At 38.2% G+C, this 25810-nt stretch carries 24 protein-coding genes; 21 read left to right on the top strand and 3 right to left on the bottom strand.

What is annotated here, in order from left to right:
- Positions 1–244: 244 nt before the first annotated feature.
- From rsfS to crcB, 10 genes are all read left to right on the top strand, one after another.
- The gene (gene rsfS / locus ACNART_RS06250) at positions 245–571 is read left to right on the top strand and encodes a ribosome silencing factor (protein WP_006537732.1); all 327 of its coding nucleotides are present in this window, start codon (positions 245–247) and stop codon (positions 569–571) included.
- 2 nt (positions 572–573) lie between these two features.
- Positions 574–1044, top strand: coding sequence for a 23S rRNA (pseudouridine(1915)-N(3))-methyltransferase RlmH (gene rlmH, locus ACNART_RS06245; RefSeq protein ID WP_004246050.1), 471 nt, complete (start codon positions 574–576; stop codon positions 1042–1044).
- Positions 1045–1082: 38 nt separating this feature from the next.
- Positions 1083–2978, top strand: a complete 1896-nt coding sequence (gene mrdA / locus ACNART_RS06240; protein ID WP_198620385.1) for a peptidoglycan DD-transpeptidase MrdA — start codon at positions 1083–1085, stop codon at positions 2976–2978.
- Between the two features lie 5 nt (positions 2979–2983).
- Entirely contained in the window at positions 2984–4096 is a 1113-nt protein-coding gene (gene mrdB, locus ACNART_RS06235) for a peptidoglycan glycosyltransferase MrdB (protein WP_198620384.1), read from the top strand.
- Between the two features lie 10 nt (positions 4097–4106).
- Positions 4107–5108 (top strand): endolytic peptidoglycan transglycosylase RlpA, encoded by a 1002-nt coding sequence (gene rlpA / locus ACNART_RS06230; protein WP_198620383.1) that lies wholly within the window; start codon positions 4107–4109, stop codon positions 5106–5108.
- A 122-nt stretch (positions 5109–5230) separates the two neighbouring features.
- The gene (gene dacA / locus ACNART_RS06225) at positions 5231–6442 is read left to right on the top strand and encodes a D-alanyl-D-alanine carboxypeptidase DacA (protein WP_198620382.1); all 1212 of its coding nucleotides are present in this window, start codon (positions 5231–5233) and stop codon (positions 6440–6442) included.
- A gap of 200 nt (positions 6443–6642) precedes the next feature.
- The gene (gene ybeD / locus ACNART_RS06220) at positions 6643–6906 is read left to right on the top strand and encodes a DUF493 family protein YbeD (protein ID WP_036912266.1); all 264 of its coding nucleotides are present in this window, start codon (positions 6643–6645) and stop codon (positions 6904–6906) included.
- 163 nt (positions 6907–7069) lie between these two features.
- A complete protein-coding gene (lipB, locus tag ACNART_RS06215) occupies positions 7070–7714 on the top strand; it encodes a lipoyl(octanoyl) transferase LipB (RefSeq protein WP_109374076.1) in 645 nt (214 codons plus the stop codon).
- A 102-nt stretch (positions 7715–7816) separates the two neighbouring features.
- Positions 7817–8782 carry a lipoyl synthase gene (lipA, locus tag ACNART_RS06210; protein WP_198630170.1) on the top strand — a complete coding sequence of 322 codons (966 nt, stop codon included), beginning with the start codon at positions 7817–7819 and terminating at the stop codon, positions 8780–8782.
- 13 nt (positions 8783–8795) lie between these two features.
- Entirely contained in the window at positions 8796–9170 is a 375-nt protein-coding gene (gene crcB, locus ACNART_RS06205; RefSeq protein ID WP_023581134.1) for a fluoride efflux transporter CrcB, read from the top strand.
- 98 nt (positions 9171–9268) lie between these two features.
- Here crcB and cspE read toward each other — a convergent pair whose 3' ends face one another.
- On the bottom strand, positions 9269–9478 hold the full coding sequence (cspE, locus tag ACNART_RS06200) for a transcription antiterminator/RNA stability regulator CspE (protein WP_023581133.1): 210 nt from the start codon (positions 9476–9478) through the stop codon (positions 9269–9271).
- 197 nt (positions 9479–9675) lie between these two features.
- Entirely contained in the window at positions 9676–10149 is a 474-nt protein-coding gene (locus ACNART_RS06195; RefSeq protein WP_198626103.1) for a methylated-DNA--[protein]-cysteine S-methyltransferase, read from the bottom strand.
- Between the two features lie 283 nt (positions 10150–10432).
- Between ACNART_RS06195 and nrdH the strand changes: the two genes are divergently transcribed.
- The 8 genes from nrdH to ACNART_RS06155 all read left to right on the top strand — a co-directional run bounded on the left by nrdH (position 10433) and on the right by ACNART_RS06155 (position 18983).
- Positions 10433–10657 (top strand): glutaredoxin-like protein NrdH, encoded by a 225-nt coding sequence (nrdH, locus tag ACNART_RS06190; RefSeq protein WP_023581131.1) that lies wholly within the window; start codon positions 10433–10435, stop codon positions 10655–10657.
- 11 nt (positions 10658–10668) lie between these two features.
- Complete coding sequence (gene nrdI, locus ACNART_RS06185; protein WP_198620379.1) at positions 10669–11088, top strand: class Ib ribonucleoside-diphosphate reductase assembly flavoprotein NrdI; 420 nt, start codon at positions 10669–10671, stop codon at positions 11086–11088.
- A gap of 5 nt (positions 11089–11093) precedes the next feature.
- Positions 11094–13220: a class 1b ribonucleoside-diphosphate reductase subunit alpha gene (gene nrdE, locus ACNART_RS06180; protein ID WP_198620378.1), complete on the top strand. Its 2127-nt coding sequence runs from the start codon at positions 11094–11096 to the stop codon at positions 13218–13220.
- A gap of 24 nt (positions 13221–13244) precedes the next feature.
- A complete protein-coding gene (gene nrdF, locus ACNART_RS06175) occupies positions 13245–14213 on the top strand; it encodes a class 1b ribonucleoside-diphosphate reductase subunit beta (protein ID WP_196534186.1) in 969 nt (322 codons plus the stop codon).
- Between the two features lie 622 nt (positions 14214–14835).
- Positions 14836–16035 carry a glycine betaine/L-proline ABC transporter ATP-binding protein ProV gene (gene proV / locus ACNART_RS06170; protein ID WP_100159403.1) on the top strand — a complete coding sequence of 400 codons (1200 nt, stop codon included), beginning with the start codon at positions 14836–14838 and terminating at the stop codon, positions 16033–16035.
- Entirely contained in the window at positions 16028–17227 is a 1200-nt protein-coding gene (gene proW / locus ACNART_RS06165) for a glycine betaine/L-proline ABC transporter permease ProW (protein ID WP_368927228.1), read from the top strand. The genes proV and proW overlap by 8 nt, the downstream gene beginning before the upstream one ends.
- A 134-nt stretch (positions 17228–17361) precedes the next feature.
- Positions 17362–18357 (top strand): glycine betaine/L-proline ABC transporter substrate-binding protein ProX, encoded by a 996-nt coding sequence (gene proX / locus ACNART_RS06160; protein ID WP_075671542.1) that lies wholly within the window; start codon positions 17362–17364, stop codon positions 18355–18357.
- A gap of 275 nt (positions 18358–18632) precedes the next feature.
- A complete protein-coding gene (locus ACNART_RS06155) occupies positions 18633–18983 on the top strand; it encodes a ribonuclease G (RefSeq protein ID WP_198620374.1) in 351 nt (116 codons plus the stop codon).
- A gap of 101 nt (positions 18984–19084) precedes the next feature.
- On the opposite strand, the gene ACNART_RS06150 is transcribed toward ACNART_RS06155, so the two are convergent.
- A complete protein-coding gene (locus tag ACNART_RS06150; RefSeq protein ID WP_368927233.1) occupies positions 19085–21418 on the bottom strand; it encodes a TonB-dependent hemoglobin/transferrin/lactoferrin family receptor in 2334 nt (777 codons plus the stop codon).
- Between the two features lie 548 nt (positions 21419–21966).
- Between ACNART_RS06150 and ACNART_RS06145 the strand changes: the two genes are divergently transcribed.
- The 3 genes from ACNART_RS06145 (at position 21967) to ACNART_RS06135 (ending at position 25804) form a co-directional block, all read left to right on the top strand.
- Positions 21967–22602 carry a CDP-alcohol phosphatidyltransferase family protein gene (locus tag ACNART_RS06145; RefSeq protein WP_198620373.1) on the top strand — a complete coding sequence of 212 codons (636 nt, stop codon included), beginning with the start codon at positions 21967–21969 and terminating at the stop codon, positions 22600–22602.
- A complete protein-coding gene (locus ACNART_RS06140) occupies positions 22599–24368 on the top strand; it encodes a bifunctional alpha/beta hydrolase/class I SAM-dependent methyltransferase (RefSeq protein WP_198626101.1) in 1770 nt (589 codons plus the stop codon). Before ACNART_RS06145 ends, ACNART_RS06140 begins: the two co-directional genes overlap by 4 nt.
- A gap of 104 nt (positions 24369–24472) precedes the next feature.
- Positions 24473–25804 (top strand): phosphatase PAP2/dual specificity phosphatase family protein, encoded by a 1332-nt coding sequence (locus ACNART_RS06135; RefSeq protein WP_368927237.1) that lies wholly within the window; start codon positions 24473–24475, stop codon positions 25802–25804.
- The last annotated feature ends 6 nt before the right edge of the window (positions 25805–25810 follow it).

Genomic DNA, 25810 nt, shown 5'->3' with positions numbered 1-25810 from the left:
TTTATGTTCTTGTTATTGCTAACTGGAATTAATCATCCAGTAAAATAGATTTATTGGTATAAATTCCTTTAAAATAGCATTCATATTCTAAATAATTTGAGATGCAGTTAGACAACAAGTGGAGTAAGTCGCTAGGCATATGCCACAGTATATAACTAGTGCGAATAAATGTAGTCAACAACGCTACAACTTGAAGTATCACGAGTATGTTATTTTTCGATTGAATTAACTCATTAGATTAAAGGTGATCCTTTTGCAAGGCTCTGAATTACAACAATTTATTATTGATAAACTTGAAGATTCTAAAGCTCAAGACATTATTGCATTAGATGTCCGCGGAAAATCAAGTGTAACTGATTACATGATTATTTGTACGGGTACATCAAGCAGACACCTCATGTCTGTTGCAGATAATCTCGTTGATGATTGCCGCGAAGCGGGATTACAACCTTTAGGTGTTGAAGGACAAGGCGTTTCTGACTGGATTGTCGTTGATCTTGGTGAAGCCATGGTACACGTCATGCAAGAAGATAGTCGCCGTATGTACGAACTTGAAAAACTCTGGAGCTGAGTTTGAAATTACAGCTCATTGCCGTTGGTACAAAAATGCCGGACTGGATACAGACCGGCTTTATGGATTATCTTAATCGATTCCCAAAAGACATGCCTTTAGAACTTATCGAGATCCCCGCTGGTAAGCGTGGGAAGAATGCGGATATTAAACGTATTCTCGAAAAAGAAGGTGAACAAATGTTAGCAGCAGTAGGTAAAGGAAATCGTATCGTCACTCTCGATATTCCTGGCGCTCGCTGGGATACGCCAAAACTTGCAGAACAACTTGATCGATGGAAGCTTGATGGTAGAAATGTCAGCTTACTCATTGGTGGCCCCGAAGGATTAGCACCCGCTTGTAAAGCTGCGGCTGAACAAAGCTGGTCTTTATCTCCTTTAACAATGCCACACCCCCTTGTTCGTGTCGTGGTTGCAGAAAGCCTTTATCGAGCATGGAGCATTACCACAAACCATCCTTATCATCGTGAATAATCAATAAATTGGCGGGTCAGTAAGTGAAGTCAAATGGGATGAAAAGAAAAAAACGTACCCCGTTTCGAGATTATACTGCGGAATCAAAGCTATTTATCCGTCGTGTGATTGTCGCATTTTCAGTAATTATTATATTGAGTGGAGTTTTGGTTTTTAACCTCAATCACTTACAGATCGCTCGCCATGATGATTATCAAACACGTTCAAATGATAACCGAATTAAATTAGTACCGATTGCTCCCAGCAGAGGCATTATTTACGACCGCAAAGGTATCCCTCTTGCGCTCAATCGTACTATCTATCAATTAGAAGTTGTGCCTGAGAAGGTAACAAACTTACAAGAAACACTTGAAAGTTTAAGGGATGTCGTTGACTTAACGGACGAAGATATTGCTGCATTTGAAAAAGAGCGCAAGCGCTCACGTCGATTTAGTTCTATTGCCTTAAAAACAACATTAAGCCAAGTACAAGTCGCACGTTTCGCTATCAATCAATACCGTTATCCTGGCTTAGAAATTAAAGGCTATCAACGTCGCTATTATCCTTATGGTTCAGCATTAACGCATGTAATTGGTTATGTCGCAAAAATTAACGATAAGGATGTTGAACGCCTTGATAAAGAAGGTTTATCACCTAACTATGCTGCGACTCATGATATCGGCAAGTTAGGCATCGAACGTTATTATGAGTCTGTTTTGCACGGTACAACAGGCTATGAAGAAGTTGAAGTTAATAGTCGTGGTCGAGTTATTCGCCAGTTACACGAACAACCTCCACAGGCAGGTAAAGATATCTATCTTACCATCGACCTTGAACTGCAAACCTATATTGAAACATTACTCACCACAAGCCGAGCTGCGGTTGTAGTAACCGATCCTCGCAATGGTGAGATTTTAGCGCTTGTATCGAACCCTAGTTATGATCCTAACTTATTTGTTGGTGGGATTTCGAACAGCGAATATCAAGGGTTACTAAATAACCCAGATAGACCGTTGATCAACCGTACAACCCAAGGTCTTTATCCACCTGCATCAACCGTAAAGCCGTTTATGTCTGTTGCTGCATTAAGTGAAGGTGTAATCACAGCCAATACAACAATTCATGATCCCGGGTGGTGGCAACTTCCTGGCTCTGAAAAACGTTATCGAGATTGGAAACGTTGGGGACATGGAAAACTTAATGTTACAAAATCTATCGTAGAATCTGCGGATACCTTCTTCTACCAAGTTGCTTATGATATGGGAATTGATCGTATATCAACTTGGATGGGGCGCTTTGGTTATGGCGAATATACAGGTATTGATCTATCCGAAGAACGCAATGGCATCATGCCAACGCGTGAGTGGAAACAGCAACGTTATAAAAAGCCTTGGTATCAAGGTGACACGATCCCCGTAGGGATTGGGCAAGGTTATTGGACAGCAACGCCAATTCAAATGGCGAAAGCTTTAATGACATTGATTAATGATGGTCAAGTTAAAACCCCTCACCTACTTTACGGTACAAAACTTGGCAATGAAATGTTGCCTTATGTTGATACCGAAACACGCCAAATTGGCGATATCAACTCAGGTTATTGGGAATTAGCAAAACACGGTATGTATGGTGTGGCTAACTTCCCTAATGGTACAGGTCGCCGAAGTTTTGCTGATGCTCCTTATAAAGTAGCAGCAAAATCGGGAACTGCACAGGTGTTTAGTTACGAAACCTACAATGCGAGCCAATTGGCTGAACATCTTCGTGACCACAAACTGATGATTGCCTTTGCGCCTTATGATAAGCCGACCGTAGCCATCTCTATTATCCTAGAAAATGGTGGCGCAGGCCCTTCTGTCGGTGATATTACAAGACAAATTCTTGACCACATTCTCCTTGGTGATAACAACACGGTATTGCCAGCTTCTCCACCAGCACCGCGTGGTTCAGAGGAATAATACTCATGACTGAAAATAATAAGAAAAAATCCTTCTGGACACGGATCCATATCGATCCTCTATTCTTACTTTGTATTATTGCTTTATTAGGATACAGCGCATTTATTATGTGGAGTGCCAGCGGGCAAGATCCAGAAATGATGCAACGTAAGTTAGGACAAATAGCAATGGGATTTATGGTCATGATCATCATGGCACAAATCCCTCCCCGAGTTTATGAAAGTTGGGCGCCTCATCTCTTTTTCTTTTGCGTTATCTTATTGATCCTCGTTGATGTTTTCGGACAAATCAGCAAGGGAGCACAACGCTGGCTCGATTTAGGTATTGTACGTTTTCAGCCCTCAGAAATTGCTAAAATTGCCGTTCCTTTGATGGTGGCGCGATTTATGAATCGAGATGTGTGCCCACCTACGTTACGTAATACCGCCATTGCTCTGGTCATTATTTTTGTTCCAACATTATTAGTTGCAGCTCAGCCCGATTTGGGGACATCCATCCTTGTTGCTGCTTCAGGGCTATTTGTTCTTTTCCTTGCTGGAATGAGCTGGCGTCTTATTACTATCGCAATTGTACTTGTTGCCGCCTTTATCCCCATACTTTGGTTTTTCCTCATGCATGATTACCAGCAAGCACGGGTAATGATGCTTCTGGACCCCGAATCAGACCCGCTTGGCGCAGGATATCATATCATCCAATCTAAAATTGCCATTGGTTCTGGTGGATTACATGGAAAAGGATGGTTACAAGGCACTCAATCTCAATTAGAATTCTTACCAGAGCGCCATACAGACTTTATTTTTGCTGTATTGGCTGAAGAACTCGGATTAATTGGTGTTTTGATACTACTGACTCTCTATGTACTCTTAATCGCGCGAGGCCTTTACCTTGCGACGAAAGCACAAAATACATTTGGTAGAGTAATGATTGGCGGGTTAATGCTAATTTTCTTTGTCTATGTTTTTGTCAACATAGGAATGGTGAGTGGCATCCTTCCTGTTGTGGGGGTTCCGTTACCGCTGATGAGTTATGGAGGCTCCGCCCTTATTGTGTTAATGGCAGGGTTTGGTATCGTGATGTCAATTCATACACACCGAAAACTACTATCGAAAAGTTTATAATGAGGTTTTTATGCGTCTGCAATGGGTTTTGATTGGTATCAGTACATTGCTACTGTCAGGGTGTGTTATTGATAAGCCGAATACCAATAAACAGCCAGCACCATTACCCAATGTGCCAGCTCAACGTGTTCTCGGTGCAGAGCCTCGTTACGAGCCTTATCACCCTACGGCAAATCAAGATTACCGAAAAAATGGGGTGGTTTACCGTATTGTGACTGATCCTGCAAACTTCAGTGAACGAGGAGAAGCGGTTGTCTATGATAGTTTAGCGATGAGTCGTTTAACTACCATTGGTGAGCGCGTAAATCCCTATGAATTTGCCGCTGCGCATCCTACATTACCGATCCCAAGCTATGCGAAAATCACAAACTTGCTCAATGGGCGCACAATGGTTGTACGTATTAACGACCGAGGCCCCTATGTTAATGGAAAACAAATCCAAGTTACGCCAGCGGTTTCTGATAGCTTACGTTTAATGCCGACAACTCCATTGCTTATTGAAGGAATTGTTGTTGACCAAACTGGCCATATGAGTGGTATTGGTACACATGGTGCGCAGATAGAGAAAAAAACAACGGCATTACCTGAGCGTCCTAATTTTAATGCTCAACCAGCAACGCCAGCGCCATTAGCGACATCAACGCCTACCAACAACAATATGCCAGTTGAGCCACCTGCTCCAACGCCAGTTCCAGCCCAAACTACAACGCCAGCGCCAGTTCCAATGCCCGCTCCAGTAGAGACAGAAACAAAAGCGCCAAAACCAGTATTATCCTCAAATTCCATAGCACAAGGCTTTTATGTTCAAGTCGGTGCTCTCAGTAATGAAAATAACGCACAACGTTGGCTAGATGATTTAGCATCATCAGTTAGTACCCAAGGTGTGATCAATAAAACAGATGGATTATATAAAGTGCAACTCGGCCCTTATTCATCTAAGGATCAAGCCGAAGTGATAAAAAGCAAGCTGAAACAAGTTAAAGATATCACTGGGTTTATTATTACCCAATAAAGGATAATTTTACGTAAAATCCTTTTTATATCAGCAAATTCAAGCGTAGAATCGTCTGGATTTGCTGATATTTTATTTATCAGTCCCTATTTTTCCCTGAATTTTCGGATTAAACAAACAGAATGAAACAGATACTCCCAGCAAAATTACTAAGAACAAGCCTATTAAGTGCCACTTTTGCTTTACTCACAGTAAGTCATCAAAGTATTGCGGAAGATTCCCTAAAAACAATGATACCCGCTGTTCCTAGTATCGAAGCCGAATCTTATATTCTTATTGATTATAATTCTGGGAAAGTACTGGCTGAAATGAATGCCGATGTTCGCCGTGATCCTGCAAGTTTAACCAAGATGATGACCAGCTATGTTATCGGTCAATCTATTCGTGCAGGTAAAATCTCTAATAGCGATATCGTACCCATTGGTGAAGAAGCATGGGCAACCGGTAATCCTGTTTTTCGTGGCTCTTCTTTAATGTTCTTAAAACCGGGTGATCAAGTTACAGTTGCACAGTTAACTCGCGGCATTAACTTACAATCAGGTAATGATGCTTGTGTCGCAATGGCCTCTTATGTTGCGGGCAGCCAAGATACGTTTGTGACCATGATGAACGATTACGTTAAACGCCTAGGTTTACAAAATACACAATTCCAAACCGTTCATGGTCTTGATGCCCCAGGACAATACAGCTCGGCTCGCGATATGGCGCTAATTGGTGCGGCATTAATTCGTGATGTACCTGATGAGTATGCTATCTATAAAGAAAAAGAGTACACCTACAACAATATCCGCCAAACTAACCGAAATGGTTTGTTGTGGGATACCAGTTTAAACGTTGATGGTATTAAAACAGGCCATACTGCATCTGCTGGCTATAACCTTGTCGCTTCTGCAACTGAAGGCGATATGCGTTTAATTTCTGCGGTTATGGGTGGTCACTCATCTAAAGGTCGTGATGCCGAAAGTAAAAAATTACTCACTTGGGGTTTCCGTTTCTTTGAAACTGTAAAACCATTGCAAGTGGGTAAAGAGTTCGCTGCTGAGCCTATCTGGTATGGCGAAACAGATAAAGTACAATTAGGGGTAGATAAAGATGTTTATTTAACTATTCCTCGTGGTCGTTTAAAAGATTTAAAAGCAAGCTATGTTCTTGATAATGTAGAATTACATGCACCCGTGACCAAAAACCAAGTTGTGGGAACAATTAATTTCCAACTTGATGGTCAAGTTATTGAACAACGTCCGCTTGTTGTGATGAATGAAGTAAAAGAAGGTGGCTTCTTTAGTCGTATTATCGACTACATCAAATTATTATTCTCACACTGGTTTGGCTAAGGCTTGAAAAAGGTAAATGTGACCACATATAACTATTATCTAGATATTGGCACAAACACATTTACCATTTCCATATTTACCCTAATTACCAGTATCGCATTCCTTATTATTTAAGGAATGCGCTTTTTATTTGCTAAGATTAGGTGTAGACATAAATTATTAAAACAACAGCACCTGTTGTCTTAAGGAATTACATTATGATGAAAACAAAATTAAACGAACTGTTAGAGTTCCCATGTTCTTTCACTTATAAAGTGATGGGTCACGCAAAACCAGAATTAGTGGATCAAGTCGTTGAAGTTATTCAACGCCACGCTCCTGGTGATTACACACCTTCAGTGAAACCAAGTAGCAAAGGTAATTACCACTCTGTTTCTATTACCATCAACGCAACTCATATCGATCAAGTAGAAACGTTATATAAAGAATTAGGTGAACTTGAACTGGTACGTATGGTTCTGTAATCTCTTCTTTTAATAGATAACTTTTTAAAAGCGCCTTTCATCATTAAGGCGCTTTTTCTTATTCTGCATCCCTTCATTTTTCATCCTACCGAGGAAAAAAAACATCTCAATCTGGTAGTTCATTTACTGGAGCGTTATACTGCTCTTCACAATTACGCTACAAATGAAGATTTTCACGGTGCAAGACAAGACAATCATTATTCGCCAATTAGGTGTGAAACCCTATTTACCGGTTTCTGATTCTATGCATCAGTTTACGGAAAAACGGGAAAGTCACACACCTGATGAAATATGGCTCGTTCAACATGAACAGGTTTTTACCCAAGGCCAAGCAGGTAAAGCTGAACACTTATTAAATACGGGGTCTATTCCTGTTATTCAATCTGATCGTGGTGGTCAAGTGACTTATCATGGCCCAGGTCAACAAGTAATGTATGTTTTAATTGATTTAAAACGCAATCATGTAGGTGTTCGTCAATTAGTCACCGCTCTTGAAAACACCGTTATTGATACGCTAGCGGAGTTTAATGTAGAAGCTTATGCTCGTGTTGATGCGCCCGGCGTTTATGTAAAAGGTGATAAAATTTGCTCTTTAGGATTACGCATTCGTAAAGGTTGCTCCTTTCATGGACTTGCGCTCAATATCGATATGGATTTATCCCCTTTTGCACGAATAAATCCTTGTGGTTATTCTGATCTAAAAATGACGCAGTTAATTGATTTTGCACCAAATACGACAACGACACAGGTAGCACCGTTATTAGTTAAGCATTTTTGTACACAACTAGGATTCCAACCACAGCAATAAAAATGCTATAATTTTTTTTAACATTTGTCATATTTTTTTAAAACCCTGATTACCTCAGTCACATCGTGTTAATCACTCTAGATAACTGGAACTGGCACAATTATGAGTAAACCTATTCAGATGGAACGCGGAGTTAAATATCGCGACGCCGATAAAATGGCACTTATTCCTGTTAAAACAGTCGCTACAGAACGTGAACAACTGCTACGCAAACCTGATTGGATGAAAATAAAGTTACCCGCTGACTCAAGTAAAATTCAGGGTATCAAAGCAGCAATGCGTAAAAATGGTCTTCATTCCGTCTGTGAAGAAGCCTCTTGTCCTAACCTTGCAGAATGCTTTAACCACGGAACAGCAACCTTTATGATCTTGGGCGCAATCTGTACACGCCGTTGCCCATTCTGCGATGTTGCTCATGGCCGCCCAAATACCCCCGATCCGCAAGAGCCAGAAAAACTCGCTCAGACGATTAAAGATATGGGGTTACGCTACGTCGTAATTACTTCCGTAGACCGCGATGATTTACGTGATGGCGGTGCTCAACATTTTGCTGATTGTATTGCTGCGATTCGTGCAAAAAATCCAACGATCCGTATTGAAACATTAGTCCCTGACTTCCGTGGTCGTATGGATAAAGCACTTGAGATCCTCACAGACACACCACCTGATGTCTTCAACCATAACTTAGAGAACGTTCCTCGCGTTTATCGTCAAGTACGCCCAGGTGCTAACTATCAATGGTCATTGACATTGTTAGAGCGTTTTAAGCAAGCTCACCCTGATATTCCTACTAAGTCGGGTTTAATGGTCGGCCTTGGGGAAACCAACGAAGAAATTATTGACGTTATGCGTGATCTGCGTAAACATGGGGTAACGATGCTGACATTAGGGCAATATTTACAGCCAAGTCGTCACCATCTTCCTGTTCAACGCTACGTCAGTCCTGATGAGTTTGAATATATGAAAGAGCAAGCACTTGCGATGGGCTTTACCCATGCAGCTTGTGGGCCGTTTGTTCGCTCGTCTTATCATGCTGATCTTCAAGCTCAGGGGATTGAGGTTAAATAACAATTAATCTCTCATGCTTAACATTGCAATTGCTGTATTTATAGGTGGTGGTTTAGGTAGCGTATTGCGCTGGCTGATTAGTTACCGCCTAAATTCTATTTTTCCTCATTTTGCTACGGGCACCTTTATTGCTAACTGTATTGGTGCTTTTATTATTGCCTTTGGTATCGCTTGGTTTAGCAAAGCGCCACATATTGATCCTATTTGGAAAATTATGCTAACTACGGGCTTTTGTGGCGGTCTGACAACATTTTCAACCTTTTCTGTCGAAGTTGTCGCACTCTTAACTGAAGGAAAGATAGGATGGGCATTAAGTACGATGGGTGCTAACTTGGCGGGTTCATTTTTAATGACCGCATTTGCGTTTTGGTTACTACGAGAGATGTAATACTCGGAATGTAAAAAATCGTTAAAAAACAGGTTTTGCTCTAGGTATATAAAAACCCGTTAAAAAACGGGTTTTTACTGTCTCAAAGAAGTCGTTAATTAGATAGCGACAACGTTTGCAGCAGATGGCCCTTTCGCGCCGTCAGTAACTTCAAACTCTACTTTTTGACCTTCAGCAAGGGTTTTAAAGCCTTCTGATGTAATAGCGGAAAAGTGTACAAATACATCTTTGCTGCCATCTTCTGGAGTGATAAAACCAAAACCTTTAGTTTCGTTAAACCACTTAACGTTACCTTTTAATTTAGACATCAAGTTTACCTTTAAAATAGAAAATAAACGCAAGCGTTTTGCGTTGGCTATAGTAAAACAAAAATGATGATTCCCTGTCCACAGTCTAGATCACGAAACTCACATTTTTTTTCTGCCAAATGATTAATATTCAGACAAATCCCATGCCTTAACGTATAGTTCACTTAAGAAACAATACTTAATACTTACAATCTGAACTATTCATCAATTTCTACTTTTTCATAGTGAAGTAGCCAACGCTTAATATCTAATCCACCAGTATAGCCGACCAACTTACCGTTATGACCAATCACTCGGTGGCAAGGAATAATTAAAGAAATTGGATTGCGCGAGTTTGCCATTCCTACCGCTCTGCAATAATTGATCGAACCTAATGTAAGCGCTAATTTTTTATAGCTCCAAATTTCACCATAAGGGATTGTCTGTAATGTCTTCCAAACACGGCTTTGAAATTCAGTTCCTTCAGGCGCTAATGGCACTGAAAACGTCGTGCGTTTACCCGCAAAATACTCTTTTAATTGTTGCATACATTGCTTAATCACGGGGCTTGTGTTTACAGCAACCTCTTTATCATTCACAAAATAGAGACTTGTGATCCCTTTTTCATTTGCAGTGATAGAGATATAGGGTTTCGGAAATCCTTTCGGTGCATCGAGATAGTCTTGGTACATAATGTTTTCTCTGCTGATTTGTCTTTAATAACAAGATTAAATCATGCTTGATTGGTAAAGCAATCATCTAATTACTCGTATATCTAATAAAAATTGATCAATCGAGCGATCTAAAAATAAAATTAATTCACTAACTATTTAATTTTAATGATAATCATTATCAAAAATGAAAATCACCATATATTGTGTGGTTGAAAATAAATAAATCTATATATAGTATTTAAGGACTTCTCATTATGGATGTGAAAACAGACGCATCCATATTTTTATAAGGGTTATTTTTATGTCTGTTATCCTCTATACCAAACCGAATTGCGTTCAATGCAGTGCCACAGAACGCGCCTTAAAACAGAAAAATATTCCGTTTGTTGCAGTTGATCTCACCAAAGATACACAAGCCCTCGCTCACATTGTTTCTATGGGATATCGCCAAGTACCTGTAGTTGTTCACGGTGAACAACATTGGTCGGGTTTCTGCCCTGATAAAATCAGACAGATCACGCTCTAAAGGAGCATCTCATGCAAACTGCACCTTTGATCTATTTTTCAAGTCGTTCTGAAAACTGCCATCGCTTTGTACAAAAGCTCAATTTAAAGGCGACCAGAATTATTGAAGATGAAACCTTGCTTGCAACACAACCTTTTGTGTTGCTTTGCCCAACTTATGGCGGTGGCGGTACTAAAGGTGCAGTGCCTAAAGCGGTTATTCAGTTTTTAAATATTCCTGAAAACCGTCAATTAATACGTGGAGTCATTGCTTCTGGAAATACTAACTTTGGTGCAGCTTACGGATTAGCAGGCGATATTATTGCACAAAAATGCCAGATCCCTTTTTTGTATCGATTTGAATTATTAGGTACGCCAGAAGATGTAAACCGCGTAAAAACAGGTTTAAGCACATTTTGGTCAAGCCTTACTGACCAATGCGTCACGAGATAATTAACATGACACAATCAACAGAACAACTGGATTACCATGCATTGAATGCCATGCTAAATCTCTATGATGAGCAAGGTAATATTCAGTTTGATAAAGACAAATTAGCGACACACCATTTTTTTCGTCAGCATGTAAATCAAAACACAGTATTTTTTCATGATCTAAGAGAAAAATTAGAATTCTTAGTTCAACAACACTATTACGAAGCTCAAGTGTTAGAACAGTATGAATTTGCCTTTATCAAACAGCTATTCAAACATGCTTATAGTAAAAAGTTTCGCTTTCAATCGTTCCTTGGCGCTTTTAAGTATTACACCAGTTACACCTTAAAAACATTTGATGGCGAGCGCTACCTTGAGCGCTATGAAGATCGCGTTTGCATGGTGGCTCTCACGCTTGCACAGGGTGATACTGATCTTGCACTTCATCTTGTTGATGAAATAATTAGTGGCCGTTTTCAACCCGCAACACCGACTTTTTTAAATTGTGGAAAGCAACAGCGTGGTGAATTGGTTTCCTGCTTTCTACTGCGTATAGAAGATAATATGGAGTCTATCGGTCGATCGGTAAATTCCGCATTACAACTTTCTAAACGTGGTGGTGGCGTTGCATTTTTGCTGACTAATTTACGTGAAGCTGGTGCCCCCATTAAACGTATAGAGAATCAATCTTCTGGCGTTGTTCCTGTTATGAAGATGCTTGAAGATGCTTTTTCCTATGCCAATCAGTTAGGCGCAAGACAAGGAGCTGGTGCTGTTTATCTTCATGCACATCATCCAGATATTTACCATTTTCTTGATACAAAAAGAGAAAATGCGGATGAAAAAGTGCGAATAAAAACCCTCTCTTTAGGCGTTGTTATCCCTGATATCACATTTGAATTAGCGAAACGCAATGAAGATATGTATCTCTTCTCACCTTATGATGTACAGCGTGTTTATGGCGTACCTATGTCAGAGATCAGTATTAGTGAAAAATACAGTGAAATGGTGAATAACGCGCAAATTCGTAAGAAAAAAATTAAAGCGAGAGAGTTTTTCCAAACACTTGCCGAAATTCAATTTGAATCTGGCTATCCTTATATCATGTTTGAAGATGCAGTAAATCGCGCCAATCCTATCGCTGGTAGAATTAACATGAGCAATCTTTGCTCTGAAATCTTACAAGTCAACAGCGCAAGTGAGTATCACCCTGACTTAAGTTATCGCCATATCGGTCATGATATCAGTTGTAACTTAGGTTCTATGAATATTGCTATGGCAATGGACTCACCTAACTTTGCACATACCGTCAGCACTGCAATTAGGGCATTAAGTAATGTCTCTGAAATGACGAAAATTGAGTCCGTTCCTTCTATTGAAAAAGGTAATCTCGCTTCTCATGCCATTGGTTTAGGGCAAATGAATTTACATGGCTACTTAGCCCGTGAAGGAATTTATTATGGCTCTGAGGAAGCGTTAGATTTTACTAATATCTATTTTTATACCGTCACTTACTATGCGTTATTAGCTTCAAATCAATTAGCGATTAAGAAAAAGCAGCACTTTAAAGGCTTTGAAAATTCAAAATACGCAACGGGTGAATATTTTAATAAATATGTATCACAACAGTGGTTGCCTAAAACCCAAAAAGTCCACCAGCTATTTAGCCAATCTAATATTCATATTCCAACACAGGAAGATTGGCAGACTCTCAAGCAATCTATTATGACGCATGGGATCTATAATCAAAACTTACAAGCAATACCACCGACAGGGTCTATTTCCTATATTAACCATTCTACATCAAGTATTCATCCTATTGCCGCGCCAATAGAGATCAGAAAAGAAGGTAAGATTGGGCGAGTTTATTACCCTGCTCCCTTTATGACCAATGAAAACCGTCAATATTATCAAGATGCATATGAAATTGGAGCTGAGAAAATTATCGATACCTATGCCGAAGCTTCACAACATATCGATCAAGGGTTATCACTGACGTTGTTCTTTTCTGATGAAGCCACAACAAGAGATATTAACAAAGCGCAAATTTACGCATGGCGTAAAGGTATTAAAACCTTGTATTACATACGTATTCGACAATCTGCATTAGCAGGTACTGAAATCAAAGGCTGTGTTTCGTGCGCACTTTAATAATAACAATAAGGAGAACATAGCATGTCATCACCTTTATTAAGCCACGTTAATGCGATTAACTGGAATCGCATTGAAGATGAAAAAGATTTAGAAGTTTGGAACCGTTTAACCATGAATTTTTGGTTACCTGAAAAAATTCCACTCTCTAATGATATTCCCTCATGGAACACGCTGACTCAAGCTGAAAAACAACTGACGATCCGTGTTTTTACAGGGTTAACTTTGCTTGATACGATCCAAAACACCGTAGGCGCACCTACTTTAATGCCAGATGCACTCACGCCTCATGAAGAAGCAGTATTATCTAATATCTGTTTTATGGAAGCGGTTCATGCTCGTTCTTACAGTTCGATATTTTCTACACTCTGCTTAACAACCGATGTCGATGAGGCATACCGTTGGAGTGAGGAAAATCCTTACTTACAAAAGAAAGCAGAAATTATTTTGCGTTATTATCAAGATAAAGATCCTTTAAAGAAAAAAATCGCCAGCGTCTTTTTAGAATCCTTTTTATTTTATTCAGGATTCTATTTACCAATGTATTGGTCAAGTCGAGGGAAATTAACCAATACAGCTGATTTAATTCGTCTTATTATTAGGGATGAAGCCGTTCATGGTTATTATATTGGCTATAAATTTCAAAATCAGTTATTAAATAAATCAGAATTAGAAAAACAAGATATTAAAGATTTTGCTTTCTCATTATTATTAGATTTATATGACAATGAAGTGAAATATACCGAAGATCTTTACGACACTGTAGGTTGGACAGAAGACGTCAAAAAATTTCTTCATTATAATGCAAATAAAGCATTAATGAATTTAGGGTATGAAGCTTTATTCCCTGATGAAATAACTGATGTCAGTCCTGCAATTCTTTCTTCATTATCACCAGATGCAAATGAAAATCACGATTTCTTCTCTGGTTCAGGCTCATCTTATGTTATTGGAAAAACCATTAACACTGAAGACGATGATTGGGATTTTTAAGGTTTATTAGCCTAGTTGAAGTTAAGATAAATAACACAATACATTCAATTTAATTATGTATCATATATAAAACATAATACACTGAAAAATATAGACTATTTTTTGGTGTATTTTTATTTGTTCACTAAACAATCTAATTGATTGATTTTTGCCGTTCAATATTGTCAAAAAATCAATTTTTTTCGAATAATTTTAGCTTACATTAAGTAGATAGAGCTTATAATAAGATAACAAACATTAATTTAACTAATGTATTATGATTTTTTTCATTTAATTTTCATCTCTTTTTCCCTTTTATTTTGATATTGAGTTTTCATTTTTATTGAGATCCTAATCAAAATAACAATATCTCTAAAAATAAAGTTATTTCAGTTAGTTAGAAGATAATATCTCTTTTAATAAATTTTATTTATTTCACTTTATTTAATTATTAATCATATTAAAAATAAAGAAAAAACAGCCAAATTATTTAATTAATTATAATTAACATAGGGTTGTCAGACTCAATCATTGTGGTAGGGTATTTCTCTTACTAAAATTCTTATTTAGGAAAAATAACAACACTTATTTATTAATATTTAATTTATTCCTTTCAATATTTAAATAGGAAACACTATATTGCATGGCAATTAAACTCGAAGTAAAAAATCTCTACAAGGTATTTGGCGAGCACCCTAAACGCGCTTTTGAATTATTAGAATCAGGTATGAATAAAGATCAGATTTTTGATAAAACAGGGCTTACGGTGGGCGTTCAAAATGCAAATCTGGCAATTGAAGAAGGCGAAATATTTGTCATCATGGGGTTATCTGGTTCAGGTAAATCCACTCTAGTCCGCCTTCTCAATCGTCTGATCTCTCCGACAAAGGGAGAGGTGCTTATTGATGGTGAAAATATTGCCACCATGTCAGATAAAGAATTACGACAAGTTCGTCGTAAAAAAATCAGTATGGTGTTTCAGTCATTTGCATTGATGCCTCATATGAATGTGCTTGATAACACTGCATTTGGAATGGATCTCGCGGGGTTAAGCAAAGACGAGCGTTATAAAAAAGCGATGGATGCCTTAGAGCAAGTCAACTTGGGTAGTTACGCAAACTCTTGGCCTGATGAGCTTTCTGGTGGGATGCGTCAACGTATCGGCCTTGCGCGTGCGCTTGCTAATGATCCTGATATTTTGTTAATGGATGAAGCCTTTTCAGCACTCGACCCGTTAATTCGTACTGAAATGCAAGATGAGTTATTAAGCTTACAAGGCGATAAACAGCGAACCATTGTCTTTATCTCTCATGATCTGGATGAAGCGATGCGTATTGGTGACCGAATTGCCATTATGCAAGGTGGCGTTGTTGTCCAAACGGGAACACCAGATGAGATACTCAACAATCCAGCAAACGATTATGTGCGTACGTTTTTCCGTGGTGTTGATATTAGCCACGTATTTAGTGCAAAAGATATAGCCAAACGTCGCCCAGAAACCTTACTGCATGTTGCGCCCGGTTTTGGTCCTCGATCTGCATTAAAAGTACTCGAAGATGAAGATAGAAACTTTGGCTATCTCATTGAACGAGGAAGAAAATTTGTTGGTATTGTTTCAGTCACATCTCTTGAAGAGGCACTCAAGAATAAACAACCTATTGAGTCAGCTATTTTACCTGAGCCTTGTGCCATTAATGGTGATACACCGTTAAACGAGCTGATTTCAACGGTTGCACAATCTCCCTGTGCAATTCCTGTTATTGATGAAAAAAACCGTTATATAGGCTTAATTTCTAAAGGAATGTTACTACAAGCACTGGATAAGGAGACGCCAAATGAGTAATGCAACAGATCAAAATACAGTTTTGGATACAAAGATCCAAGAGGCTGCGACAAACGAAACTGCACAAGAGACAACCAATCACGTAAATGATGATCCTTGGGCAACAACAGATACTAGCGCAACAGAAAGTGATCCTTGGAGCAGTGCTGACAGTATATCAACAGATGCCGATCCGTGGGGTGCAGGCAGTGGTACTGACAATATTGACACCTCATCCGCTGGCAGTGATTGGCTAGATGCCGCATCGACGGATGTCGCACCCGATTCTTTCAATCTTATGGATCCGTTTCACAATACGCTGATCCCATTAGATTCATGGGTTACCGATGCGATTGACTGGATTGTGTTGCACTTTCGCCCTGTTTTCCAAGGTATTCGTGTACCAGTTGATTTGGTATTAAGTGGTTTTGAAAATTTCTTAACCTCAATGCCAGCACCTATCGCCATTATTCTGTTTTCTCTGATTGCATGGCAACTTTCAGGCAAAGTCATGGGTGTCGCATCCTTTATCTCATTAATCTTAATTGGTGCGATTGGTGCTTGGTCTGAAGCTATGGTTACCCTTGCATTGGTACTCACTTCATTACTATTTTGTCTTATTATCGGGCTCCCATTAGGAATATGGTTAGCTAACAGTGATAGAGCATCCAAAATTGTTCGGCCTTTACTGGATGCAATGCAGACAACACCTGCGTTTGTCTACTTAGTGCCTATCGTCATGTTATTTGGTATTGGTAACGTACCCGGCGTTGTGGTCACCATTATTTTTGCCTTACCTCCAATTGTGAGATTGACTATTTTAGGGATCAAACAAGTTCCTGAAGATTTAATTGAAGCAGCACAATCATTTGGTGCAAATCCTCGTCAAATGCTGTTTAAAGTGCAATTGCCACTCGCCATGCCAACGATTATGGCTGGTGTAAACCAAACACTGATGTTAGCGCTTTCAATGGTTGTTATTGCATCAATGATAGCCGTTGGTGGATTAGGTCAAATGGTATTACGCGGTATAGGTCGCCTTGATATGGGACTTGCTGCCGTAGGAGGTGCAGGTATTGTTATCCTCGCCATTATTCTTGACCGATTAACACAATCTTTAGGTCAAAACAGCCGTCATAAAGGCAATCGATGCTGGTATATGACAGGGCCTATCGGTTTAATTTGTCGACTCTTTGGCAAAAAAGCATCGTAATAAATATTTTCACTATTTATTTAAAATCAGTATCAAAAATCAATAAAGAACAACACGTTCAATCAATACAAGAAATAGAGGCGACAGTTCGCTGTCGCTATTTATCTCTTACCATCACAACAGAAGGAAAAACTATGCGTAATCCAGTTATCTGGGCAACAGTATTGTCCGCCACACTGATAAGCACCCAGTTATCCGCTGCTGATTTGCCTGGAAAAGGGATTTCGGTTCAACCCGTGCAAAGTACGATTTCTGAAGAAACCTTTCAAACGTTAATCGTCAATAAAGCACTAGAACAATTAGGTTACACTGTTCAGCCAATTAAAGAAGTTGACTATAACGTTGCTTATTCCTCTATCGCCAATGGTGATGCAACTTTTATGGCAGTCAGTTGGGTTCCTCTTCATAATTCACAATATGCAGCGGCAGGAGGTGATAATACCTTTTATCGTAAAGGGGATTATGTCGTTAATGCAGCTCAAGGTTACTTGATTGATAAAAAAACAGCAGAGAAATATAACATTACGAATATTGAGCAATTAAAAGATCCTAAAATTGCCAAATTATTTGATGCCAATGGTGATGGCAAAGCTGATTTAACAGGTTGTAATCCGGGATGGGGTTGTGAAGAAGCGATCAACAACCACTTAAAAGCTTATGGATTAGAAAAATCTGTTACACATAACCAAGGCAATTACGCGGCAATGATGGCAGATACCATTACTCGCTATAAAGAAGGCAAACCCATTTTTTATTACACATGGACGCCTTACTGGATAAGTGATGTATTAAAACCGGGTAAAGATGTTGTTTGGTTACAAGTCCCTTTCTCTTCGTTACCAGGTGATGATAAAACCGATACCACATTAGCAAATGGTAAAAACTACGGCTTTCCACCAAGTACTATGCATATTGCAGCAAATAAAAAATGGGCTGAAGAAAATCCCGCTGCGGCAAAACTCTTTGAAGTCATGAAAGTGTCTGTTGCCGATATTAATGCGCAAAACTTGCGTATGCATAATGGTCAAAAATCACAAGCAGATATTGAACGTCATGCTAATGCATGGATCAAAGCACATCAAAAAACCTTTGATGGTTGGATTGAACAAGCTCAGGCTGCTGCAAAGTAATCAATAAATAATCTTAAATTAAGATTATCACAAAACAGGTCACATTATTGTGGCCTGTTTTCATTTATAAAAAACTAAAATTACATGTAATTAGGCAAAACGAGTTTATATAAAAATTAAAAGATCTTAATACAACTTTATTATTAAGATTATTCTTTTTATTAATGGTAAAGATATACCTGTCTTTCATTCTCTCGTTTATTCAATTATGATTATTCCTTTCTCCAGTTGGCATTTTCATTTTTATATTTATTATTTTAAATAAGGAATAAACTGTGTCTTACACTAACAAACCAGTACCTGAAGAAATTAAACGTTGGAACTGGGGTGCTTTCATGTTTAATATTATTTGGGGTTTCGGTAATAAATCCTATCTTCCATTATTAGTACTTGTTCCTTTACTTAATCTTGTTTGGATCTTTGTCTGTGGTATTAAAGGGAATGAATGGGCTTGGAAAAGTGGTGATTACGATTCTGTTGAAACCTTTATGAAAGTGCAAGAAACATGGAACAGAGCGGGCTTTATTTACTTTATTATTAGTATCATTATGGCTGTTCTTTTCTTTATTTTCTTCTTCACTACCATGATGGCAATGATTGCAACTTCTGCATCACACGGTTATTAATTCAATATCTTGAGTATTGAATTCTAAATGACAATAAACCCCATAATATCTATGGGGTTTATTTAAGCGACCAAAGGCCGCAGTTTTTATTTTCAGTAATATTAGAAACGTTTTACCACAGTAAATCGATAATCACGTCCTACACCTGAAACTGATTCACCTAAATAAGGGTAATAATCACGGTTAAATAAATTTGCGACCGTAAAACGAACCTCAGTATTATCTATAAAAGAAGGTTCCCAATTCACAAATAAACCGTGGATTGCATAACCTTTACTTTTTGGTAATGACCAATAGCCAGCATCAGGATCAGCATCTATTGGCGAGCGGCGTTGAGCGCCAATAAAATCGCCCGTCCATCCCATATTGACATTAATACTTGGTACTTTTACGCCAAGGGTGGCATGTAAAGCGTCAGGCTGGATCTCTGCAATCCATGTTTTTTGACCAAACCACGGATCACGCGGTGATTGGTCACGTTTTCCTTTCATTGTTGAATACGCTAAACGACCGAATACATTAGGGCTATTATAAAAGGCTTCAATTTCCAACCCTTGAATATGGTAACCCGGTAAATTACGGTAATTACCTATTGAAGGCGGACAATTTCCATTATGCCCATCCACTTTTTGGCTTTCACAATAGACACCACGGCGGCGGAAGATTTCGTCTTTGCCACGAGTATCAAACAGTGTTGTTCTTAATTGCAGTTGGTCTTCTTGCTGAATAACACTTTCAAAGTCTGCAATTGCACCAATTCGTGCAGCTCTTACTGTTTCTTTATCTAGGTGGCGACTTGTTCCCGTTAAGCTAGAAACACTTCCTTGAACTTCATACTGCTCATCAATCAATGGCGCTCGCCATGTGTAGGTTAGATCACCAAAGAATCTGAAATTCTGATTCATTTTCCATAATAAACCTAAGTGAGGCGTTGCCCCGCTATAAGTCACATCCGAATAATCATGGCCATAATAGGGATCAGGATCTTGATAAGTGATAGCTCGGCTTCCTTTACCTTGATTTTTAACGATATCGTAGCGAACGCCTGGTGTTATCGTCAGGTTTCTATAACTCATCGAATCTTGAAGATAGAAACTGGTTGTCGTTTGCGTACCTTCTGGCATATAAGGAGGCGCATAATATCCATAGTTATAATTTGGATTCTTAGCTTTATCACGAGTAAACATTAAGACATCACGATCATTACGATGCCAACGTGTTCCCACTAATACTTTATGCTCTAAAGCACCTTGCATAATAGTGCTTTCATTTTTAATTTCAATTTGATGATTTCGATAATCTACCCAACTTTGATTTCCCATGCTGCTGCTAAAATAGGAGCTTGCTGTCTCTGGGCGACTATCGTTTTGCTTAGTTTTTGAATAACCGTAGGTAAGCGTTAAATTAATTAGATCAGAATCAACTGGCTGAATATTCCATTTCACACTGAAGGTGTCATCTTTTTGATCACGATAAACTAATTTACGTTTCATCGCCGCATCAAAGCCATATTTATCCACTTCAGCTTGGCTAGGTTTAGCTAATTCATCCCGTTTAGCCGCCCAAGGTGTCCAACCATCACTTTCTGATCGTGATGCTGATAACGTTAATGTTTGTGCTTCAGTTAAATAGATATTCGTTTTAATTAAAAAAGAATCTTGGTCTGACTGTGAATAGCCAAATTTAGTCCCATCCGGGCGTCGCAGATCATCACTTTCACGGCGGTTGAAATAGAATAATCCGTCAGCTTGACCATCAAGTAATTTGCCATATACCGCACCACTATAACGATTTTGTCTGTCGTTAGTATGATGTCCGTATTTTAAAAACATCCCAATATTCTGATCGGGTAATAATAAGTCATCGGGATCTTTGGTTTCAATTCTCACCGAACCACCAAATCCGCCATTTCCTTGAGTAATATTATGAGGCCCTTTATCAACATCAATACGACGTATTAATTCAGGATCAATAAAAATTGAACCTTGACGATATTTCTCAAAGGTTTTAGGTGTACCATCAAGGGTGATTTTAATATCTTCAGGATTACCCATCCCCCAGATATTTAATGTTTGACCGCCTGGTCTGGGTGAACCCGATGATGAAATTCCGGGTAATTTATCCACCAGCTCTGCAATATTATTAGGCTGAATTCTGTCAATATCTTTTAATGTCAGAACGGTACTTCCTGCATCAACACTCGAATTGAGCTCACCTGATACATAGATAGGTTCAAGAATAATCTTTTCACTCGATTTTGGTTGTACAGGACTCTCCGACTTTGTGGATGTCGTTATTTCTGGTTTTACACTTTCAGTTGCATAGCTATTTAACGAAGTGAGTGAAGTCAATAATAATGCAATCGCTGATGACGAAAATGAAAATATCCCAATTCCCTGACGATAAGCATCATTTTTTGCTAAGAAATGGATCATAATAGTAGTATCTTTTTGTATGGTTATTAGTTTGATAGATGGTTAGAGCTGTAACTAACAGCGCTAATTATGATAATGATAATAATTATCATTATCTAGTTTTTTTGCATTTATCACTCAATACAGATAACTACTCTATTGATACACTCCTGTTAGATTTAAATTTTATCTAAAATGATATTTTTAATAAATTAAACTAATTTCATTAGTTACTATAAGGTATTTGATATTCCTTATTTCATTCCTCTCATTTAATTCTCTAATTATAATTACGAATATATTACTAAAGAAAATTTAATCATTCTTAAAATAAAAAGAATAAAACAGACACGGAACAGTCTGATAATTACAATTATGCGTATCTTATTTTCCCTTTTTTAAGGCGCTAAATAATTATTAATTCAAGTAAATTTCAAATATTAGTTTTATGTTTAAATCTTAAATAAATTAAACCATTGAAATAAAGATATTCAATGGGATAAAAATCAGCTAATAATAAAATAATAATTTTGAGGCAATATACGCACTTTTGAACACAAGGATGCGTCATGACAATTTATGACCTAAAACCCAAATTTCAATCTCTATTGCGCCCTTATGTAGAACAGTTATTCACAAAAGGGATCACCGCAAATCAGGTCACGCTCTCTGCTTTACTGTTATCCATTGCCGTTGGTGGGTTACTTTTACTTTATCCTTCCCCTCGTTTATTTTTATTACTCCCTTTTGTCCTCTTTTTTCGTATGGCGCTTAATGCCATAGATGGCATGCTTGCACGAGAACATAATCAAAAAAGTGCGCTTGGGGCGATATTAAACGAAGCCAGTGATGTTATTTCAGACATTGCACTCTATCTACCTTTTGCTTTTATTTTTCCACAAGCCTACTGGTGGATCATGCTGACACTTTTTTTAATGATAATGACTGAGTTCTTAGGCGTTCTAGCCCAAACTATTAATGCTTCTCGTCGTTATGATGGCCCGATGGGAAAAAGTGATAGAGCTTTTATTTTTGGTGCTATTGCGTTTTTTATCGGATTATTCCCCTCACTGACATTATCAGAAAGCACACATTATCTTTTTATTATTATTAATTTATTACTTTTGTTGACTTGTTATCACCGAATTCATCGCGCACTAAAAGAAGCAACGATGACAGATAAAGATAAGGATACATCGTTATGAATCAACAGCCGCAATATCAAACTCAAAGGAATATGATTGAGTCTGAATTTACCACCAGCGATAAGACACCGTTGTATTATCGTCATTGGCCTGCTCAAATTACCACTGAGCCAAAAGCAATTATTTTATTTCACCGAGGACATGAGCACTCAGGCCGTGTTGCTCATCTCGTTGATGAGCTAGATCTTCCTGATTTTTCAATGTTTGCTTGGGATGCTCGTGGGCATGGTAAAAATGAAGGTGCTCGCGGTTATAGCCCATCAATGGGAACATCAATAAAAGATATAGACGAATTCGTTCATTACGTTTCTTCTAACTATAATATTCCAATGGAGAATATTCTGGTTGTTGGTCAAAGTGTAGGTGCCGTTTTAGTTACTGGTTGGGTACACGATTACGCTCCCAAAATTCGTGGCATGGTGCTAGCTTCTCCTGCATTTAAAGTGAAATTATATGTTCCTTTTGCACGTACAGGTCTTGCCTTAATGCAAAAAGTTCGCGGGCTTTTTTATGTTAATTCGTATGTGAAAGCGAAATACCTAACCCATGACCAAAGTCGTATCGACTCTTTTAACCAAGACTCACTAATCACTCGCCCTATTGCTGTCAATATTTTATTAGAGCTTTATAAAACAGCAGATCGTGTTGTTGAAGACGCAAACGCGATTACTTTACCAACACAGTTATTTATTTCAGGCAATGATCATGTTGTTCACGCCAAGCCTCAACATCTTTTCTATGAACGTTTAAACACATCAATTAAAGAAAAACATGTTCTACCAGGCTTTTACCACGATACCTTAGGTGAGAAAGATAGAGTTATCCCTATCAATAAAATGCGCAGTTTTATTGAAAAATTATTTGCACAACCACTTTATCAACATGATTACCAATATGAAGATACTTGGAGCCATAGTGCAGATGTTTATCGCACATTACAAACCCCTCTTCCTACATATTGTCCAAAAAGACTTTATTACAAAATACTTAGCCGTTCTATGAGCACTTTAGGTAAAGCATCTGAAGGTGTTGCTCTGGGTTACGATAAAGGTTTTGATTCTGGATCAACTCTGGATTATGTCTATCGTAATCAACCGCAGGGAAAAGGCTTATTTGGTCGTGTCGTTGATAGACAATATTTAAATAGTATTGGTTGGCAAGGCATTCGCCAACGAAAAATTAATATTGAAAATACAATTCGTTATGCCATTCGCCAATTAATACAAAATAATATGCCTGTGCATATTATGGATATCGCCGCAGGACAAGGTCGCTATCTTTTTGATGCTGTTAATGATTATGGTAAGGTCGATTCGATTTTAATGCGCGATTATAGCGCTATTAACGTTGAACAAGGCAGAATGGTGATTAAAGAACGTCACTTAGAAGATAAAGTGCGTTTTGAAGAAGGTAACGCTTTTGACGCAGAAAGCTTGAGTACTGTTTCGCCTTCACCAACATTAGGTATTGTCAGCGGGCTCTATGAATTATTCCCTGAAAATCATCTGTTAAAAGAGTCTTTAAAAGGGTTATCGCAAGCCATACCAAGTGGCGGTTTATTAATTTATACCTGTCAACCTTGGCACCCCCAACTTGAAATGATTGCGCGTGTATTACCGAGTCACCAAAATGGACAACCTTGGATCATGCGTTGCCGTAGTCAGGGTGAAATGGATGCTTTAGTTAATGAAGCTGGTTTTGAGAAGTTAGATCAACAAATTGATCATTGGGGTATTTTCAGTGTATCAATAGCAAAACGTCGCTAACGGAATGCACCATCAATAACTGAGCTATCGCTATATGGCAACATATAGCGATAGTTTTAAGTTGTTGTAAAAATAGAAACATAAACAAAGAAAGGAATTTTAGTATGGGTGGAACCCAACACACTCAAATAACATCATCGAGAAAAAGTATCTGGCTTGCTGGTATTGTATGGCTGTTGTTTCTTGCCCCATTTTTCTATTTAACTTATATGCAAGTTAACACTTACACTTCCACTTTATCTGATGTTCCTTCTTTTGTTTATTCGTGGGAAAAAGCGATTCCCTTTTTACCTTGGACAATCATTCCTTATTGGAGTGTGAATATTGCCTATGGTATTTCACTGATTATTTGTACAACATTGAGAGAACAATTTATACATGGGCTACGTTTAATTGTGGCCTCTCTTATTGCTTGTGCTGGTTTTTTATTATTTCCTTTAAAATTTAGTTTTATTCGCCCAACAACAGAAGGATTTTCTGGTTGGTTATTTACCCAATTAGAAGGTTTTGATTTACCTTATAATCAAGCTCCTTCTTTGCACATTATCTTATTGTGGATACTTTGGTTACGTTTTCGCGCACATACGCCTAAATCATGGCAATGGTTTTTAAATTTATGGTCATTGCTTATTGCTGTTTCTGTACTGACAACATGGCAACATCACTTTATTGATATTATTACAGGCTTTGGTGTTGGCGTATTTATCTGTTATTTATTGCCAATAAATTCACGTTGGAAATGGCATTTTACTGGCAGCAAACGCAGTTTACGTATTGGTAAAAACTATGCGTTATCCGCAATAGTGTTCTACCTGTTATCTTTTGGTTTACAAGGTTTCTTTTGGTTTTTTCTCTGGCCTGCAATCACATTAACTTTTGTGACTTTAGGTTATTTAGGGGCAGGAGCTTCTATTTTTCAAAAAAATGCACAGGGTGAAATTCCCCTTTCTGCACAGATAATCCTATTACCTTATCGCTTTTTTGCTTGGTGTACTTATCGCTATTATTTAACTTGCTGCCAAACACCCAGTTTAGTAACTGAAGGTATTTTATTAGGTGGACGCCCACTTTATAAATTAAAAGCGAATGCAGTTTTTGATTTAACCTGTGAATGGCCAAGAAACAAATTTAGCCAAAATCAGCTTTATTTAGCCCAACCTCAAATCGATTTATTACCATTATCTCCAGATGATATCAGCAAAGCCATGTTGTCTATGGAACAACTTAGCCAAGTAGGTACTGTTTATATTCATTGCAAATTAGGCTATTCACGCAGTGCCACCATTGCGGTTGCATGGCTCGTTTACAATGGCACAGTAGATACTTTGGAAGACGCAATAAAACAGGTGTATCAAACACGCCCTCAAGTGATCTTAAATTCAGAAACACAAGAGGCATTACAAATTTGGTATTCACGTTTCCAACAAAATAGATAACGAGGG

This window comes from Proteus sp. LHD240705 (assembly GCF_047921555.1).
Classification (GTDB): Bacteria; Pseudomonadota; Gammaproteobacteria; order Enterobacterales; family Enterobacteriaceae; genus Proteus.
The sequence above is the reverse complement of the archived record's forward strand: the minus strand, read 5'-3'. Positions and strand labels throughout refer to the sequence as shown.